Below are 13,889 nucleotides of genomic sequence, written 5' to 3' on the forward strand. Positions count from 1 at the left end.
GTCCCATGCCGAGCCGCCGCCACCAGTTCCTCGCCTGGGCGATCCCGCGGATGCGAGGCGCGGGCGAGATCGCCTCCCCCGAGGCCGAGAAGGCCCGGCTCGAGGCGTGGCACCGCACGCTCGAGCCGCGGCTGCCGACGCAGGCGGTACGCGGCTTCGAGAAGCGCTTCTCGGTCGTCACCGAGTCGGTGCCGGGCGGACGCGGCACGTTCGCGTCGTACGTCGTGACGCCCCGGCACAGCGACCCGCGCACCACGGTGGTCTACCTCCACGGCGGTGGGTACGTCGCCGGCCTCGACCCGTTCCACGTGCGCTACCTGACCCGCCTGGCGGACGCCCTCGACGCCCGGGTGGTCCTGCCGGACTACCCCGTCGCGCCCGAGCACACCTGGCGCGACTCCCACCACGCGCTCGCCGACCTGACCGCACGATGGGCGACGGACTCCGAGCGCCTGGTGCTGGCCGGCGACTCGGCCGGTGGCGGCTACGCCCTGGCGCTGGCCTTGACCCTGAGGGATCGCGGCGGCCCGCAGCCCGACCGGTTGCTGCTGATCGCGCCGTGGGTGGACCTGACGACCAGCACGCCGGAGACCCACGAGTTCTCCGTCCGCGACCCGTGGCTCTTCCTCAGCAAGCTCGAGTCGTACGCCGGGTGGTGGGCCGGGTCGCCCGACGATCTCGCGCGGCCGGAGGTGTCGCCCGCCCTCGGCGAGCTGGCCGGGCTGCCGCCCACCCTGATGTTCTGCGGCACGCGCGACACGCTCGCTCCGGGTTGCCGGCTGCTGGAGGGCCGTGCGGCCGAGGCCGGCTGGGACCTCGCGTACGTCGAGGTCGCCGACCTGGTGCACGTCTACCCGCTGCTCCCGTGGATCCCGGAGGCCGGCGACGCCTTGGCCCGCACCCTGGAGTTCCTCCGGTGAGGGCGCTCGCCGTCCCGTTCGACGCCCTCGACCCCCACGCCGTCTACGGCATCTGCAAGCTGCGCCAGGACGTGTTCGTCGTCGAGCAGGAGTGCCCCTATCCCGACCTCGACGGTCGCGACGTCGAACCCGAGACCCGGCACGTGCTGCTGATGGTCGACGATGCCCTGCTGGGCTACGGACGCGTGCTCGACGATCGTGACACCTGGCGTATCGGGCGGGTCCTGCTCGCGCCGGACGCGCGCGGTCGCGGCTGGGCGGACCCGATCATGCGGACCGCGCTCCAGGTGGCCAAGGGGCGGGACGTCGTGCTCGACGCGCAGTCGCCGCTGACGGGGTGGTACGCGACGTTCGGGTTCGTGGCGGACGGGCCGGAGTTCCTCGAGGACGGGATCCCGCACACGCCGATGCGGCTCAGCCGGTGACGGCCGAGAACACCACGCCGCCGGCGGTGTCCTCGCAGGTGGCCTGACCGCGGGCGACGAGCAGCTCGAGGTGGGCCTTGGTCTCCATCGAGGCCATGCCCTGCGCGAAGTCGTCGAGCTCGTCGTACGGGTGGTCGTGTCGGGTCCACGGCAGCTCGTGGGCGACCTGGTGGCCGGTGCGCGGTCCGGCGGCGAGGGCGGCCAGGCTGAGCTCGAGCCGCTCCTCGTGGTGGGCGAGCAGCTCGTCGACCCGCGCGTGGGACGACGGCGCGACCGGCCCGTGCGCGGGCAGCACCGTGAGGTCGGGCAGCGAGCGCACCTTGGTCAGCGAGGCCATGAAGTCGCCGAGCGGGTCGGCCACGGGCGGCACCGTGAACCCGATCGACGGCGTGATCGTCGGCAGCACGTGGTCGCCCGCGAACAGCAGTCCGGCGGCCTGCTCGGCGTACACGTAGTGGCCCGGCGTGTGGCCGGGGGTGTGCACCGCGTCGAGGGTGCGCGCGCCGACCGCGATCTGCTGGTCGCCGGAGAGCCAGGTGTCCGGGTATTGCCACCACGCGGGGTCGGGCAGCTCGTGCGGGCCCTGCGCCCAGGCCTCGGCGATCTCGTGGGCGCCGGCCGTGCGGAGCACGTCGAGGAACGGGTTGCCCTCGATCTCTGCGCCCCCGTCGGTGGCAGCGTTGAGCAGGTCGAGCCCGGGCTTCTCCCCGATGCCGAGGGCGACGTCGGCGTCGTACTCGTGCCCGAGCACCGTGGCCAGCGTGTAGTGGTCGCGGTGGATGTGGGTGACCAGGAAGCGACGGATGTCGCCGAAGCCGTAGCCGATGTCGCGCAGGCACCGCTCGAGCAGGTCGCGCGCCACCTCGATCGACCAGCCGCCGTCGACCAGGGTCAGGCCCTCGTCGGTCTCGATCGCGTAGACGTTGACGGCCTTGAGTCCGTCCATCGGGAGTGGCAGCGGGATCCGGTGGATGCCCTCGGTGACCCGCCAGGCGCCCTCCTTGGACCAGTGCTCGCCTGAGTCCGGCGAGACGGCGTGGGCGGTGGAAGTAGTTGACGAGGTCACGCGGGGTCCCCGCGAAAACGTGGGCTGGAGGAGCGAAGCGGGGGAAGCCCGCGATTTCGTGGGGTGATCACCCAACGGACCCTACGGGGCGACGTCGGGGAACCCGAGATCGAGGGTCGGCTGTTGGATGCCACCGTCGATCTCGAGGAGCTTGCCGGTGACGTACTGCCCGGCCCGAGAGGCGAGGTAGAGGACCCCGGCCGCGATGTCCTCCGGCTCGCCGACCCGCCCGAGCGGGGTCTTGGTCTCGAGCTGGTCCATCAGCTCCGGCTGGCCCGCGACGTACTCGAGCGCGCTCGTCATGATCGAGCCGACGTAGATCCCGTTGACGCGGACCCGCGGGGCGAGGTCCTGGGCCGCCATCCTCGTCCAGTGCGCGAGCGCCGCCTTGGCGGTGCCGTAGGCGATGAACCCGCGGTCGGCGGTGCGGCCCATCATCGAGCTGATCGTGACGACGCTCTTCTGCGCGCCGTCGACGTCCTCGAGCATCAGCGGGACCGCCGCCCGGGTCAGGGCGTGGGCGGTCGTGACGTTGAAGCTGAAGGCCTCGTTGAGGAACTCGTTGCTGGTTTTCAGGAACTCGTTCGGGAACGTGCCGCCCACGTTGTTGACCACCGTGTCGAGGCGCCCCAGCTCGTCGTACGCCGCCTGTGCGAGCCCGGCGACCGCGTCGAGGTCGCTGAGGTCGGCGGGTACGACGACGCAGCGTCGCCCTGCCGCGCGGACCTGCTCGGCGACCCGGTCGAGGTGTCGCTCGGTCCGGGCCGAGATCAGCACGTCGGCACCGGCCTCGGCGAGCGCGACGGCGGTGGCGGCGCCGAGACCACGGCCGGCGCCGGTGACGACCGCGACCTGGCCGTCGACCGAGAAGCGGTCGAGGATGCTCATCGGGCCACCAGTCCGCGCCCGGTGACCAGCGGGAGGTCGAGGGCGGTCACCAGGCCGCCGGGCGAGCCGACGACGGCGGGCACCGCGTTCACGAGCCGCTGGGCGGTGACGATCATCCCGGAGACGTTGTGGTCGCCGTGCTCGCCGCGGTGGGTGAGGTCGACCTGCAGATGCGGCTCCCCCGAGATCACGACGCGGTAGCAGCCGTCGCCCTCCGGCGGGCTCGGCCACTCGGGGACCTGGCCGGGGTCCGTGCGGGTGATGTGCTCGAGCACCACACGCGGTACGCCGTCGACGGCGCCGATCACCTGGAACCGCACGGCGCCCATGGTCCCGGCCCTGACCCGGCCCGAGACGCTCTCGGTGTCACGCTCGGCCGGGCGTCGGTCGACCTCCTCGATCAGCGGCTCGTCGAGCGTGATGCCGAGGCCGGCGGCGAGCTGGCGGACCACGCTGCCCCACGCCAGCGACAGGATGCCCGGAGCCCAGAGGAGGCCCGGCTCGTCCATCGGCCTGCCGAAGCCGAAGAGGTCGTTCATGACCACCGGCTGGTAGTACGTCGAGTAGTCGCAGATCTCCATGACGCGCACCTCGTCGATGCGCTGGGACAGGCTGGACAACACCAGCGGCAGGACGTCGTTGGCGAACCCGGGGTCGATGCCGTTGACGTGCAGGCTCGCCCCGGTGCGCCGCCCCGCCTCGGTGATCCGGTCCATCAGCTCCGGTGGCAGGATCCGCTCCGGCCACTGCAGCAGCACCGGTCCGCTCGACACCACGTCGACGCCCGCCTCGAGGAACCCGATCAGGTCCTCGATCGACTCGAAGACGCGGTCGTCGGTCATCGCGGTGTGCACGATCGCGTCCGGCTCCAGGTCGAGGAGCGCCTGCCGGTCGGTCGTGGCCGGCACGCCGAGCACGCGGCCGAGCTCGGCCAGCTCACCGGCGTCCTTCCCGTCCTTGGCCGGGTTGGACACCCATACACCCACCAGCTCGAGACCGGGATGGGCGTCGACGCCCTTGATCGCGTGGCGTCCCACGGTGCCCGTGGACCAGACGACGACGCGGTACGGCGTGCGTGGCTCTCCCATGCCAGGCAATCTAGAACACGTTCTAGTGCGCTGGGAAGGCCGCGGCGCAGTTGTAACGGGGTGTTGTGGGGTCCTCGACCCCGTCACAACGGGTCAGAAGACCCACCGATCCCCCGTTACAGCCGGCCGGGCGCCGGGTCGATCACGACGCACCGCGTGCCGGCGGGCGTGGCCGACCTGGCCGGCGATGGCGGCTCCGGTGCCGTGGATCGCGTCCGCCATCCGCGCGAGCCCGTCCCGGGTGTCCGGCCCCACCACGATCTGCTCGCGATGGGTGCGCCCCTCCGGCGCGACCGCGAGGTAGGCGACGGTCGTGAGCCCGACGCCGCCGCGCGCCACGGCCAGATGGTAGTCGATCAGCGCCTCGGTCACCCGACCCTGCGGCGTCCGGCCCTCGAAGGTCGCGGCCTTGACCGTCCGGTTGCGCAGCCGGACCGGGCCGAGCCGGGCGGGGGCGAAGACGTCGGGGATGGATGGCACGTCCCCGAATCTAGAACACGTTCCAGATTGCCGGAAGGATCAGGCCGCGTCGCGCTTCTGCCGCCGCAACCAGAGCAGCCCGGCCACCGGGAGCATCGCGGGCACGAACCCGTAGCCGATGCCGAACTCCGACCACACGGAGGCGTCCGGGAACCAGGCCGGCTCGACCAGGCTGAGCGTGCCGACCGTGAGCACGCCGGCCAGCTCGATCCACAGCATCACGCTCGCGAAGCCGGTCCGCCCGACCGACGCCTGGCGGATCGCCCACCAGCCGAGCACGTAGGTGATCGCCGCGCCGAGCGAGAGCCAGTACGCGACCGGCGCGTCGTCGTACTGCGTCGTGAGCTGCACCAGCGCCCGCGCGCCCGCCGCGACCGCGAAGAGCGCGTAGCAGGCGAGCAGCACCTTGTGCGGGCCGGACCGCGGAGCGTCGCTCATATGGGGACCCCGCGAGAGTGTGGGCTGGAGGAGCGGGGAAGCCCGCAGTTTCGTGGGGTAATCATGCCGTCATCTCCAGGCGTACGGCGATCACGCCGACCGCCACCGCGGCAACCGCGACGACGGCCGACGACCAGACGGCGCGGTCGCCCTCGACCGACTTCATCGCGAGGGGGAGCACGCACACCGACGCGATCAGGTAGCCGACGTACGTCGAGACCGAGTCGGGGCCCGCTCCCCGGAAGGCCGTGAGACCCGCCAGGGCCCGGACCACCAGCAGCAGCTCGAGCATCCAGGCCATCTGGTCGAGCCAGGCCGGCCGCTCGCGATGACGCAGGGCGAGGACCAGGGCCAGCAGTGACACCAGGGCGGCGTACCCGACGACGATCCACGTGACCTGGGTCGACACGCTCGGCATGGGAGCATCATCGACCATGAGCCTGGACGCATCGGACACGGCCCTCGTCGCCGCGCTGCGCGCGGCCGGCTGCGTCTTCGCCGAGGACGAGGCCCGCGTGCTGCGCGAGGCGGCCGACGACGACACCGACCTGGCCCGGATGCTCGCGGCGCGGGTCGCGGGCGCGCCCCTGGAGCTGGTCGTCGGGCACGCGGACTTCGCGGGGCTGCGGATCTCCGTGGCGCCCGGGGTCTTCGTGCCCCGTCAGCGATCGGCCGTCCTGGTGCGGGTCGCCGTCGAGGGTCTGCGCCCGGGCGACGTCGCCGTCGACCTGTGCTGCGGCACCGGCGCGCTCGGCGCCGCGCTGCTCGACCGCGTCCCCGGTCTGGAGGTATACGCCGCCGACGTCGACCCGGCCGCGGCCGCCTGCGCCCGGGCCAACCTGCCGCCCAGGCGGGTCTTCGCGGGCGACCTGTACGACGCGCTGCCGGGCGACCTGCGCGGGCGGGTGCGGGTCGTGGTCGCGAACGCGCCGTACGTGCCCACCGACGAGATCGCCCTGATGCCGCCCGAGGCGCGCGACCACGAGCACCGGGTCGCGCTCGACGGCGGCACCGACGGGCTCGACGTGCAGCGCGGCGTGATCGCCGGGGCGCCCGGCTGGCTCGCCCCGGGCGGCCGGGTCCTCGTGGAGACCAGCCGCGGCCAGGCCGACCGGACGATCGCGCTCATGGAGGCCGCGGGCCTCGACGGCGCGGTCGTCCGCGACGACGACGTCGACGGCACGGTCGCGGTCGGGGCCCTGCGATGAACGACCTCGCCGCCACCTGGTGGGGACACGCGTCGGCGACCGTCGAGATCGGCGGGGCAAGGGTCGCGGTCGACCCGCTGCTCTCCGACCGGCTCTTCCACCTCCGCCGTCACGCGCCGAGCCCCGGCGAGCGGGCGCGCGCCGCCGACGTGGTGCTGGTCTCCCACCTGCACCACGACCACCTGCACCTGCCGTCGCTGCGACGGCTCCCCCGCGAGGCACCGATCCTGGTGCCGCGCGGGGGCGAGCGGCTGCTGCGGTCGATCGCCGGCGACCGGGTGCGGCCGGTGGCGCCCGGGGAGGTCGTCGAGGCGGCCGGCGTGACGATCTCCGTGCTCCCCGCCACCCACGACGGCGGGCGCGGCCCGTACACGAGGATCACCGGTCCGCCGCTGGGCTTCCGGGTCGACGCCGGTCCGCGGTCCTTCTGGTTCCCCGGCGACACCGAGCTGCGCGACGACATGCGCGAGGTCGGGCCCGTCGAGCTCGCGCTGGTCCCGGTCGGAGGGTGGGGGCCCACGCTGGAGGACGGCCACATGGACCCCGTCGCCGGCGCCGCCGCCGTCGCGCGGGTCGGCGCGCACGTCGCGGTGCCCGTCCACTGGGGCACGTTCTGGCCGCTGGGCCTGCGCCGGGTCGCCCGCGCCAACCACCAGCGCCTCTTCGTCACGCCCGGCGCCCGGTTCGTCCAGGCCCTGGCCGAGGCAGCCCCGACGACCCGGGCGGTGCTCGCGTGGCCGGGCGACCGGGTCGTGGTGTAGGGCGCGGGGCCGTCGGGGCCGATGTCCTTGATCGCGGCCGGGGTGGGTACCGTCCCCCGTGTGACCACCGGACATCCGACGTACGACGAGCTCGCCGAGCTGCCCGCCTACGCCGCGCAGGCGGTGCCGGCGGCGTTCGAGGACATCAACGGCCATCTCAACATCCGGCACTACGTCGGCATCGCGAGCGAGGGCCTCGACGAGGCACTGGTCGACGTGGGGATCCCGCAGAACTGGCCGACCGTGGCCGGCCAGGGCGTGTTCAGCGCCGAGCACCACATGACCTACCTGTCCGAGCTGCGCACCGGCGACCGGATCTCGGTGCGGGTGCGGCTGCTCGGCAGATCGGCGCGCGCCGTGCACGCGGTCGTCTACCTCCTCGACGACAGCCATCGCAAGGTCAGCTACGTGATGGAGGAGGTCTTCCTCCACATCGACATGGCGAGTCGACGCACGGCCGAGTGGCCCGACGACGTCGCGGCCGCGCTCGACAAGCTGATCGCCGAGGAGTCGCACCTGCCGTGGCAGCCGGTCCTCTCGGGCTCGATGTCGCTGCGCTGACCCCCGCACCCACCCGGATGGACCCGACCGCCCTCCTCGGCACCTGGTCGCTCACCCGGGTGGTCCACGACCATCGCACGGGCGAGCGCCGCGACGTCACCGGCACGGCCACGCTGCTCGGCGAGACTCCCGCACGGATCCGGTGGTCCGAGGCGGGCACGATGAGCTGGCCGGGGCACGAGGTCCCGGTCGAGCGCACGCTGTACGTCGACCTCGGCGCCGACGGCTGGTCCGTGCGCTTCTCCGACGGGCGCCCGTTCCACCCATGGGCCGTCGGGGGCTGGGTCGACCATCCGTGCGCGCCCGACCACTACCGCGGTCTGGTCGAGGTGACCGGCGACCCGGTCGAGGCGTGGACGGTGACCTGGGACGTCTCCGGTCCCCAGAAGGACTACCGGATGGTCACCGTGCACGACCGCCGGTGCTGAGCCGCGCCGGTGGGCTCGGTCACCGAGGCGGCGGCAGGACGCCCTTGCGCAGGCCCCAGGCGACCGCCTGGCTGCGGCTGCTGACCCCGATCTTGCGGTAGGCCGAGCGGATGTAGGTCTTGACCGAGTTGATGCTGATGAAGACCCGGTCCGCGATCTCCTGGTTGGTCAGCCCCTGCGCGATCAGCGCGAGCACCTGCTCCTCGCGCTCGCTCAACGCGGCGCCGGCGGGCTCCGCCAGGCCGTAGCCGGCGGCGGCCTCGACCAGGGACACGATCTGGTCGACACCGTCGCGCAACGGCGCCAGGCCGAGCGCGCCGGTGCGCTCCATGAGCGCGCCGACGTCCTCGACGACCGGTCGGTCCGCGTCGTAGAGGACAACGTCGGCCGGCCCGTCGTCGACGACCACGACCCGGTCCGATCGACCGCAGAGCATGGTCCGCAGACCCTGCGCGACGGTCTTGTCGGCGCTGGCGATCGCCAGCCGAAGTGGTCGTCCCGGCATGCCCGAATCCTTTCGATCCGAGCCCGTTCGGAGCGACCCGGACTCACCACCCGAAGGGGTGAAAGTCCACTGCCGCGTGCTTGAGGTGGTTCAGTCCTGCTCTCAGTGGTTGCGCAGCGCGTCGATCAGGTCGTCCTTGGTCATCGACGACCGGCCCTCGATGTCGAGCTCCGCTGCCCGCTCGCGCAGGTCGTCGACCGTCCAGTCGTCGTACGCCGGGGAGCTGCCACCCCGCTTGCCGACCTCGCCGCGAGACGTGTTGGCGGCGGCGTTGGCGATGGCCGCCGACTTCTGCTTGCTGTTGCCCTCGTCGCGGAGCTTCTCGTAGAGCTCGTCGTCCTTGACGCTGGGTCCGGGCTCCTTGCCTCCGGGCATCGCGCTCACCTCCGTGCTGTGGAGCCTCTCCGTACCCTCGGCGGCCCCGCGCATGCGAGCCTCGTCAGGCGACGCGGCTCAGCTCGCGCTGCGGGCCGGCGACGGTGACGACCACCTCGGCCGGGGTGCTGCGGAGCTCGCGGAGCGCGAGGGCGATGCCGGCGACGGCGAAGGCGGACACGAGGCCGGCGAAGGCGAGGAACGCGTAGCCGAAGGCGACGACGGTGCTGTCGATCATGATGGGTCTCCTGCAGTGGCGGGCCCGGGTGGCGGGCCCTGATCGGTGGGCGTCGGGGTTCCGACGTGACCCACCGTGCTCCCGTCCCCTTGAGGTCGACTGGGACCTGACTGGGAAGCCGCCGCCGCGCGAATTGCTAGAACCTGTTCCACTTCCGTCCGCCGCGCCCTACAGTCCCGGCATGACCCAGCACTCCCGCGCGGCGCTCGAGTCCGCGTTCCAGGACTACCAGGACGAGGTCGACCGGATCGCCGGCAGCGGCGACTGGGCGCGCTTCGCGGACCTCTTCACCGAGGACGCGACGTACCGGGAGCACGCGTACGGCGACTTCCGCGGCCGCGAGGAGATCCGGAGCTGGATCACGCGCACGATGACGGCCTTCCCCGGCAGCGAGATGCCGCACTTCCCCATCGCCTGGCACGTCGTCGACGAGGAACGCGGCCGCATCATCTGCGAGGTCTACAACGCGATGCACGACCCCGGCGACGGGGCACCGCACGGCGCCAGCAACCTCACGATCCTGACGTACGCCGGCGACGGACTCTGGTCTGGCGAGGAGGACGTCTACAACCCGGCCACGTTCCTGCGCGCCACGAAGAGGTGGTGCGGTGTCGCCCGCGAGCACGGCCGGATGACGCCCGAGGCCGAGGCCTGGCTGGAGGCGTTCGGCGGCTGACCGCGCCGGGTCAGGCGCTCGCCGACTCCGACCTCGGGATGGTCAGCGCCAGGAGCCCACCGACCACGGCGGCGAGCGTGGCCACCAGGAAGCAGACCTTGAACGCGCCCTCCGACGGCACCCCCGTGCCGGCGATCGTGATCCCCGTGAGCACGGCCGCCATCACGGCCGAGGCGATCGTGGTGCCGACCGACCGCATCAGCGCGTTGATGCCGACGGCGGAGGCGGCCTCGGTCATCGGCACGGCGTCCATGATCAGCGTCGGCATCGCGGCGTACCCGATGCCCACGCCCGCGGAGCAGACGATCGATGCCACGAGGATCTCCCAGGGTGCGTTCATCAGGAAGAAGGAGAGCAGGTAGCCGCCACCGAGGACGAAGGCGCCGAGGGCGAGCGCGTACTTGGCGCCGAAGGTGCGCATGATCCAGCTCGACACCGGCGCGAGCGCCAGCATCATCAGACCACCGGGCGCCATCCACAGGCCCGCGGCGAGGATGGACTGCTCGAGCCCGTAGCCGGTCGACTCCGGCAGCTCGAGCAGCTGGGGGAAGACGATGGCCTGGGCCATCATCCCGAAGCCGATCGCGACGGCGGCGATGTTGGTCAGCAGCACCGGCCGGCGCACGGTCACCCGCAGGTCGCAGAGCGGGTCGGTACGACGCAGCTCGTACCACCCCCACACCAGCAGCACGAGCACACCGGCGAGGACGCAGCCGATGGTGCGGCCGGAGGCCCAGCCCCAGTCGTTGCCCTTGGTGACGCCGACCAGCGTGGCGACGAGCCCGACGGCGAGGCCGAGCGCGCCACCGACGTCGAAGGTGCCGTCGTGGGCGTCGTGCACGTGCGGGACCAGGAACCAGGTGCCGAGGCCGACGGCGACGGCGAGGCCGGTCGCCACCCAGAAGAGGGCGTGCCAGTCGCCGCTCTCGGCGATCCACGCCGAGAGCGGCAGGCCGATGGCGCCGCCGACGCCGAGGGTCGCGCTCATGGCTGCGACCGCGGTGGTCGCCATCGCCGGCGGGACGACCTCGCGAATCAGGCTGATGCCGACCGGGATGAAGCCCATCGCCAGTCCCTGCAGAGCACGTCCGGTGAGGACGGGAGCGAGGCTCGACGACAGCGCGCAGAGCAGCGATCCGGCCAGCAGGATCACGGAGCTGCCGACCATCACCCGCTGCTTGCCGACGAGGTCGGCCAGCCGACCGGCGATCGGCATCGCCACGGCGGCCGCGAGCAGAGTCGCGGTGACCACCCACGACGCGTTGGCGGGCGTCGTGTCGAGGAAGCGGGGCAGCTCCGGCTGGATCGGGATCACCAGCGTCTGCATCAGCGCCACGCTCATGCCGCTGAAGCAGAGGACGGCCACGGTCAGCATCGCTGCGCGTCGTCCCTGGTCGACCTGCGGGTCGGCGTGGTCCGCGGTCCTGGTCGCGTCTGTCACTCGTCCTCCGTCTGTTGCGCGGCCCGAAGACCGGGCCGACGTGCATCATACACATGTATCGTGCACACGCGGGGTAGGATCCGTCACACGCAGCCACCGGACAGCAGCGAGGAGGGGCACATGGCCAAGGGGGTCGGTCCGCAGGAGTCGCAGACGTCGTTGCTCTCCGACCTCGCCGACGAGCTGCTGAGGTTCGGCAAGCGCCGACATGCCAACGTCGAGGGCACCGAGCTGGACACCTCCGCGTTCAAGCTGCTCTGGATTCTCTCCGACGAGCAGCCGCGCACGCTGCGCGAGCTCGCCGCGGAGCTCGACCTCGAGCTCTCGACGATCAATCGCCAGGTCAACGCCGCCGTCCGCGCCGGCCTGCTCGAGCGGTTCTCGGTGCCCGGCAGCCCGAGCAAGCCCGTGCGCCCCACCCCGGAGGGGCAGCAGCTCTACGAGCACGACTCGGCGGTCCATGCCGACCTGCTCCGGTCGGTGCTCGCCGAGATGGGCGTCGCGCCCGCGCGCGAGCTCATCCACGGCCTGCGCGCCTTCAACAACGCCTACGAACGACGTACGCCGCGCCGGCATCGGGATTAGCGCAGTGTGGTCCTGGACGGGTTGCCGACGGCGCGGACCCGCGCCGTAGGCTCAGGGGTGCCATGAACTCCACACCCCCGCCCGTCAGCTCGCCCGAACTCGCCAGCCTCGACCGGGACCTCGGCTCCGACGGCGCCTCGGTCGTCCGCTCGCTCGCCGCCCTGCTCCGCGACGAGGGCCGGGTCAGTGATCTCGACGTGTTCGTGGACGCCGTGATGGCGCGGGAGGCGCTCGGCTCGACCGTGCTGCCGGGCGGCATCGCGATGCCGCACGCGCGCAGCCACGCCGCGATCGCGCCGTCCGTGGCGGTCGCGCGCCTGCCCGAGCCCGTGTCGTTCTCGTCGGGCTCCGCGCCGGTGCGGCTGGTGCTGCTGATCGCGGCGCCGGGCGACGACTCGCCGGGCTACCTGGCGTTGCTGCAGAAGATCGCGACCGCCTGCGTGAAGCAGGCCTTCGTCTCCGACCTCTCCGAGGCGCGCACCACCGAGGCGCTCGCCGACCTCGTCGGAACGGCGGTCGCGAAGCGCTGAGCAACGCCCGGCGCCGGCCCTCGCGCTCGAGCACGACGCACCGGTTCCCCCAGGTCTCGACTCCCGCCGCTACCTCTCCGAGCGCTCAGGTCAGCGCCGCTGCCGGCCATGCCCACGCGGCTGCCGCGAACTCCGCCACGACGGCCAGCGACGGCTGGTCGGTGTCGACCCAGATCCGCTGCGCGCCGTGCGCGATCAGCGTCTCCTCCGTCCTGGTCAGGAGATCGTCGAGCATGCGCTGCGGCAACAGCGGCGAGACCGTCAGGACCTGAACTGTGTGCACCCTGGCGCAACCTCCCGGGGAAGCTCGGCAGTTGGTTCGCGACCCGGCAGATCGCGAGACGTATCCCCGAGACTAGGGTCGCCTCGTCAGGATTGGTGAACTTGCCTCGGACAAATTCCTCCCCGGCGCGACCGGTATAGACCGCCCGACCTGCACAGACGGGTTGCGGCGTCCGTCAAACCTCCGGAGCCGGACGGGGATCGTCGATTGTGTCCGCGTTCATCGGCGACGGACAGTGGGCAAGTAGGGGAGCGCACGACCACGGTCGCACCGGAGCGCCCCCACCCGGGCCCCGCCCGTGATCACCCCCCGGACCCTTTCCCCTCTCGGAAATGACTCATCCATGCGTACCAAGCTCGCTCTCATGCTCGTCGCCCCCACGGCCGGGGCACTCACGCTCGGCATCGGCGCCGCGGCGATGACCGCCGACGACCCCGCCCAGGCCTCCTGTACGGCGCACCCCCAGGTCGAGGACGTCACCGCCGGCTCGCAGATCACGGTCACCTGCACGGTGCCCGAGCCACCGCCGGTCACGGTGACGGTCACCGCGACGCCGACCCCGACGAAGCCGCCCAGGCCGACCCCGACGAGGACGCCCGGGCCGACCCCGACGACGACGCCCTCCCAGACCCCGTCGCAGAAGCCGACGCCGACGGCGACGCCCACGCAGCCGCCCCCGGAGGGGGACTGCGTCAAGCCGGACGCGACCAACACCGGTGCCCCGGCGCTCTCGCGCCCTACTCCGGGTCCACGGTCCTCGAGACCCCCGGCCAGACCCTGCAGACCGTCCGGGTCAACGGGACCCTGGTCGTCCGCGCCGACAACGTGACCATCCGCAACGTCGAGGCCACCGGCGGTGTCTTCGTCCAGCGTGCGAAGAACGCCACGATCAGCCACCTGACCGGCCCCGGGGTCGCGACGTCGTCGGGCACCGGCATGACCGTGGAGTACTCCGACCTCGGCGGCGTCGACGACGGCGACTCCCTGACGATC

The 13,889-nt window shown here is 72.6% G+C and carries 20 protein-coding genes; 9 read left to right on the forward strand and 11 right to left on the reverse strand.

The window, feature by feature from the left end; genetic code table 11:
* The first annotated feature begins 5 nt into the window (after positions 1–5).
* Positions 6–920: an alpha/beta hydrolase gene (locus PZ894_RS21785; protein WP_275748013.1), complete on the forward strand. Its 915-nt coding sequence runs from the start codon at positions 6–8 to the stop codon at positions 918–920.
* Entirely contained in the window at positions 917–1,345 is a 429-nt protein-coding gene (locus tag PZ894_RS21790; RefSeq protein WP_275748014.1) for a GNAT family N-acetyltransferase, read from the forward strand. The genes PZ894_RS21785 and PZ894_RS21790 overlap by 4 nt, the downstream gene beginning before the upstream one ends.
* On the opposite strand, the gene PZ894_RS21795 is transcribed toward PZ894_RS21790, so the two are convergent.
* The 6 genes from PZ894_RS21795 to PZ894_RS21820 form a co-directional block, all read right to left on the reverse strand.
* Positions 1,335–2,411, reverse strand: a complete 1,077-nt coding sequence (locus tag PZ894_RS21795; protein WP_275748016.1) for an MBL fold metallo-hydrolase — start codon at positions 2,409–2,411, stop codon at positions 1,335–1,337. The genes PZ894_RS21790 and PZ894_RS21795 overlap by 11 nt on opposite strands.
* 81 nt (positions 2,412–2,492) lie before the next feature.
* Positions 2,493–3,299: an SDR family oxidoreductase gene (locus PZ894_RS21800; RefSeq protein WP_275748018.1), complete on the reverse strand. Its 807-nt coding sequence runs from the start codon at positions 3,297–3,299 to the stop codon at positions 2,493–2,495.
* Positions 3,296–4,387: a diacylglycerol kinase gene (locus PZ894_RS21805; protein ID WP_275748020.1), complete on the reverse strand. Its 1,092-nt coding sequence runs from the start codon at positions 4,385–4,387 to the stop codon at positions 3,296–3,298. The genes PZ894_RS21800 and PZ894_RS21805 overlap by 4 nt, the downstream gene beginning before the upstream one ends.
* A gap of 93 nt (positions 4,388–4,480) precedes the next feature.
* Complete coding sequence (locus PZ894_RS21810; RefSeq protein WP_275748022.1) at positions 4,481–4,867, reverse strand: hypothetical protein; 387 nt, start codon at positions 4,865–4,867, stop codon at positions 4,481–4,483.
* A 39-nt stretch (positions 4,868–4,906) separates the two neighbouring features.
* On the reverse strand, positions 4,907–5,305 hold the full coding sequence (locus PZ894_RS21815; protein ID WP_275748023.1) for a hypothetical protein: 399 nt from the start codon (positions 5,303–5,305) through the stop codon (positions 4,907–4,909).
* A 61-nt stretch (positions 5,306–5,366) separates the two neighbouring features.
* Complete coding sequence (locus PZ894_RS21820; RefSeq protein ID WP_275748025.1) at positions 5,367–5,723, reverse strand: hypothetical protein; 357 nt, start codon at positions 5,721–5,723, stop codon at positions 5,367–5,369.
* Between the two features lie 16 nt (positions 5,724–5,739).
* On the opposite strand from PZ894_RS21820, the gene PZ894_RS21825 reads away from it, so the two are divergent.
* Genes PZ894_RS21825 through PZ894_RS21840 form a run of 4 tightly spaced genes read left to right on the forward strand, consistent with a single transcriptional unit; the run spans position 5,740 to position 8,263 of the window.
* Positions 5,740–6,513 carry a putative protein N(5)-glutamine methyltransferase gene (locus PZ894_RS21825; RefSeq protein WP_275748027.1) on the forward strand — a complete coding sequence of 258 codons (774 nt, stop codon included), beginning with the start codon at positions 5,740–5,742 and terminating at the stop codon, positions 6,511–6,513.
* A complete protein-coding gene (locus PZ894_RS21830; protein WP_275748028.1) occupies positions 6,510–7,274 on the forward strand; it encodes an MBL fold metallo-hydrolase in 765 nt (254 codons plus the stop codon). The genes PZ894_RS21825 and PZ894_RS21830 overlap by 4 nt, the downstream gene beginning before the upstream one ends.
* Before the next feature lie 60 nt (positions 7,275–7,334).
* Positions 7,335–7,835 carry a thioesterase family protein gene (locus PZ894_RS21835; protein ID WP_275748029.1) on the forward strand — a complete coding sequence of 167 codons (501 nt, stop codon included), beginning with the start codon at positions 7,335–7,337 and terminating at the stop codon, positions 7,833–7,835.
* On the forward strand, positions 7,796–8,263 hold the full coding sequence (locus PZ894_RS21840; RefSeq protein WP_275748030.1) for a DUF6314 family protein: 468 nt from the start codon (positions 7,796–7,798) through the stop codon (positions 8,261–8,263). The genes PZ894_RS21835 and PZ894_RS21840 overlap by 40 nt, the downstream gene beginning before the upstream one ends.
* A gap of 19 nt (positions 8,264–8,282) precedes the next feature.
* Here PZ894_RS21840 and PZ894_RS21845 read toward each other — a convergent pair whose 3' ends face one another.
* The 3 genes from PZ894_RS21845 to PZ894_RS21855 form a co-directional block, all read right to left on the reverse strand.
* Entirely contained in the window at positions 8,283–8,768 is a 486-nt protein-coding gene (locus tag PZ894_RS21845) for a response regulator transcription factor (RefSeq protein ID WP_275748031.1), read from the reverse strand.
* Between the two features lie 102 nt (positions 8,769–8,870).
* Entirely contained in the window at positions 8,871–9,143 is a 273-nt protein-coding gene (locus PZ894_RS21850; protein WP_275748032.1) for a Rho termination factor N-terminal domain-containing protein, read from the reverse strand.
* A gap of 64 nt (positions 9,144–9,207) precedes the next feature.
* The gene (locus tag PZ894_RS21855; RefSeq protein ID WP_275748033.1) at positions 9,208–9,381 is read right to left on the reverse strand and encodes a hypothetical protein; all 174 of its coding nucleotides are present in this window, start codon (positions 9,379–9,381) and stop codon (positions 9,208–9,210) included.
* A 181-nt stretch (positions 9,382–9,562) separates the two neighbouring features.
* Here PZ894_RS21855 and PZ894_RS21860 point away from each other — a divergent pair, with 181 nt between their 5' ends.
* Positions 9,563–10,057, forward strand: a complete 495-nt coding sequence (locus PZ894_RS21860; RefSeq protein WP_275748034.1) for a nuclear transport factor 2 family protein — start codon at positions 9,563–9,565, stop codon at positions 10,055–10,057.
* A gap of 10 nt (positions 10,058–10,067) precedes the next feature.
* Here PZ894_RS21860 and PZ894_RS21865 read toward each other — a convergent pair whose 3' ends face one another.
* On the reverse strand, positions 10,068–11,498 hold the full coding sequence (locus tag PZ894_RS21865) for an MFS transporter (protein ID WP_275748035.1): 1,431 nt from the start codon (positions 11,496–11,498) through the stop codon (positions 10,068–10,070).
* A gap of 120 nt (positions 11,499–11,618) precedes the next feature.
* Between PZ894_RS21865 and PZ894_RS21870 the strand changes: the two genes are divergently transcribed.
* Both PZ894_RS21870 and PZ894_RS21875 read left to right on the forward strand, forming a co-directional pair.
* On the forward strand, positions 11,619–12,083 hold the full coding sequence (locus PZ894_RS21870) for a MarR family transcriptional regulator (protein WP_275748036.1): 465 nt from the start codon (positions 11,619–11,621) through the stop codon (positions 12,081–12,083).
* Between the two features lie 62 nt (positions 12,084–12,145).
* Entirely contained in the window at positions 12,146–12,613 is a 468-nt protein-coding gene (locus PZ894_RS21875; protein WP_275748037.1) for a PTS sugar transporter subunit IIA, read from the forward strand.
* Between the two features lie 85 nt (positions 12,614–12,698).
* On the opposite strand, the gene PZ894_RS21880 is transcribed toward PZ894_RS21875, so the two are convergent.
* Complete coding sequence (locus PZ894_RS21880; protein WP_275748038.1) at positions 12,699–12,896, reverse strand: hypothetical protein; 198 nt, start codon at positions 12,894–12,896, stop codon at positions 12,699–12,701.
* Between the last annotated feature and the right edge of the window lie 993 nt (positions 12,897–13,889).

It is taken from the genome of Nocardioides sp. YIM 152315, assembly GCF_029210375.1.
GTDB lineage: Bacteria > Actinomycetota > Actinomycetes > Propionibacteriales > Nocardioidaceae > Nocardioides.

What these genes read in the sequence shown, in the direction of transcription:
- PZ894_RS21785 (WP_275748013.1), top strand. Translation starts at nt 6, where the DNA reads ATGCCGAGCCGCCGCCACCAGTTCCTCGCCTGGGCGATCCCGCGGATG.
- PZ894_RS21800 (WP_275748018.1), bottom strand. Translation starts at nt 3,299, where the DNA reads ATGAGCATCCTCGACCGCTTCTCGGTCGACGGCCAGGTCGCGGTCGTC.
- PZ894_RS21805 (WP_275748020.1), bottom strand. Translation starts at nt 4,387, where the DNA reads ATGGGAGAGCCACGCACGCCGTACCGCGTCGTCGTCTGGTCCACGGGC.
- PZ894_RS21815 (WP_275748023.1), bottom strand. Translation starts at nt 5,305, where the DNA reads ATGAGCGACGCTCCGCGGTCCGGCCCGCACAAGGTGCTGCTCGCCTGC.
- PZ894_RS21820 (WP_275748025.1), bottom strand. Translation starts at nt 5,723, where the DNA reads ATGCCGAGCGTGTCGACCCAGGTCACGTGGATCGTCGTCGGGTACGCC.
- PZ894_RS21825 (WP_275748027.1), top strand. Translation starts at nt 5,740, where the DNA reads ATGAGCCTGGACGCATCGGACACGGCCCTCGTCGCCGCGCTGCGCGCG.
- PZ894_RS21830 (WP_275748028.1), top strand. Translation starts at nt 6,510, where the DNA reads ATGAACGACCTCGCCGCCACCTGGTGGGGACACGCGTCGGCGACCGTC.
- PZ894_RS21845 (WP_275748031.1), bottom strand. Translation starts at nt 8,768, where the DNA reads ATGCCGGGACGACCACTTCGGCTGGCGATCGCCAGCGCCGACAAGACC.
- PZ894_RS21850 (WP_275748032.1), bottom strand. Translation starts at nt 9,143, where the DNA reads ATGCCCGGAGGCAAGGAGCCCGGACCCAGCGTCAAGGACGACGAGCTC.
- PZ894_RS21855 (WP_275748033.1), bottom strand. Translation starts at nt 9,381, where the DNA reads ATGATCGACAGCACCGTCGTCGCCTTCGGCTACGCGTTCCTCGCCTTC.
- PZ894_RS21860 (WP_275748034.1), top strand. Translation starts at nt 9,563, where the DNA reads ATGACCCAGCACTCCCGCGCGGCGCTCGAGTCCGCGTTCCAGGACTAC.
- PZ894_RS21870 (WP_275748036.1), top strand. Translation starts at nt 11,619, where the DNA reads ATGGCCAAGGGGGTCGGTCCGCAGGAGTCGCAGACGTCGTTGCTCTCC.
- PZ894_RS21875 (WP_275748037.1), top strand. Translation starts at nt 12,146, where the DNA reads ATGAACTCCACACCCCCGCCCGTCAGCTCGCCCGAACTCGCCAGCCTC.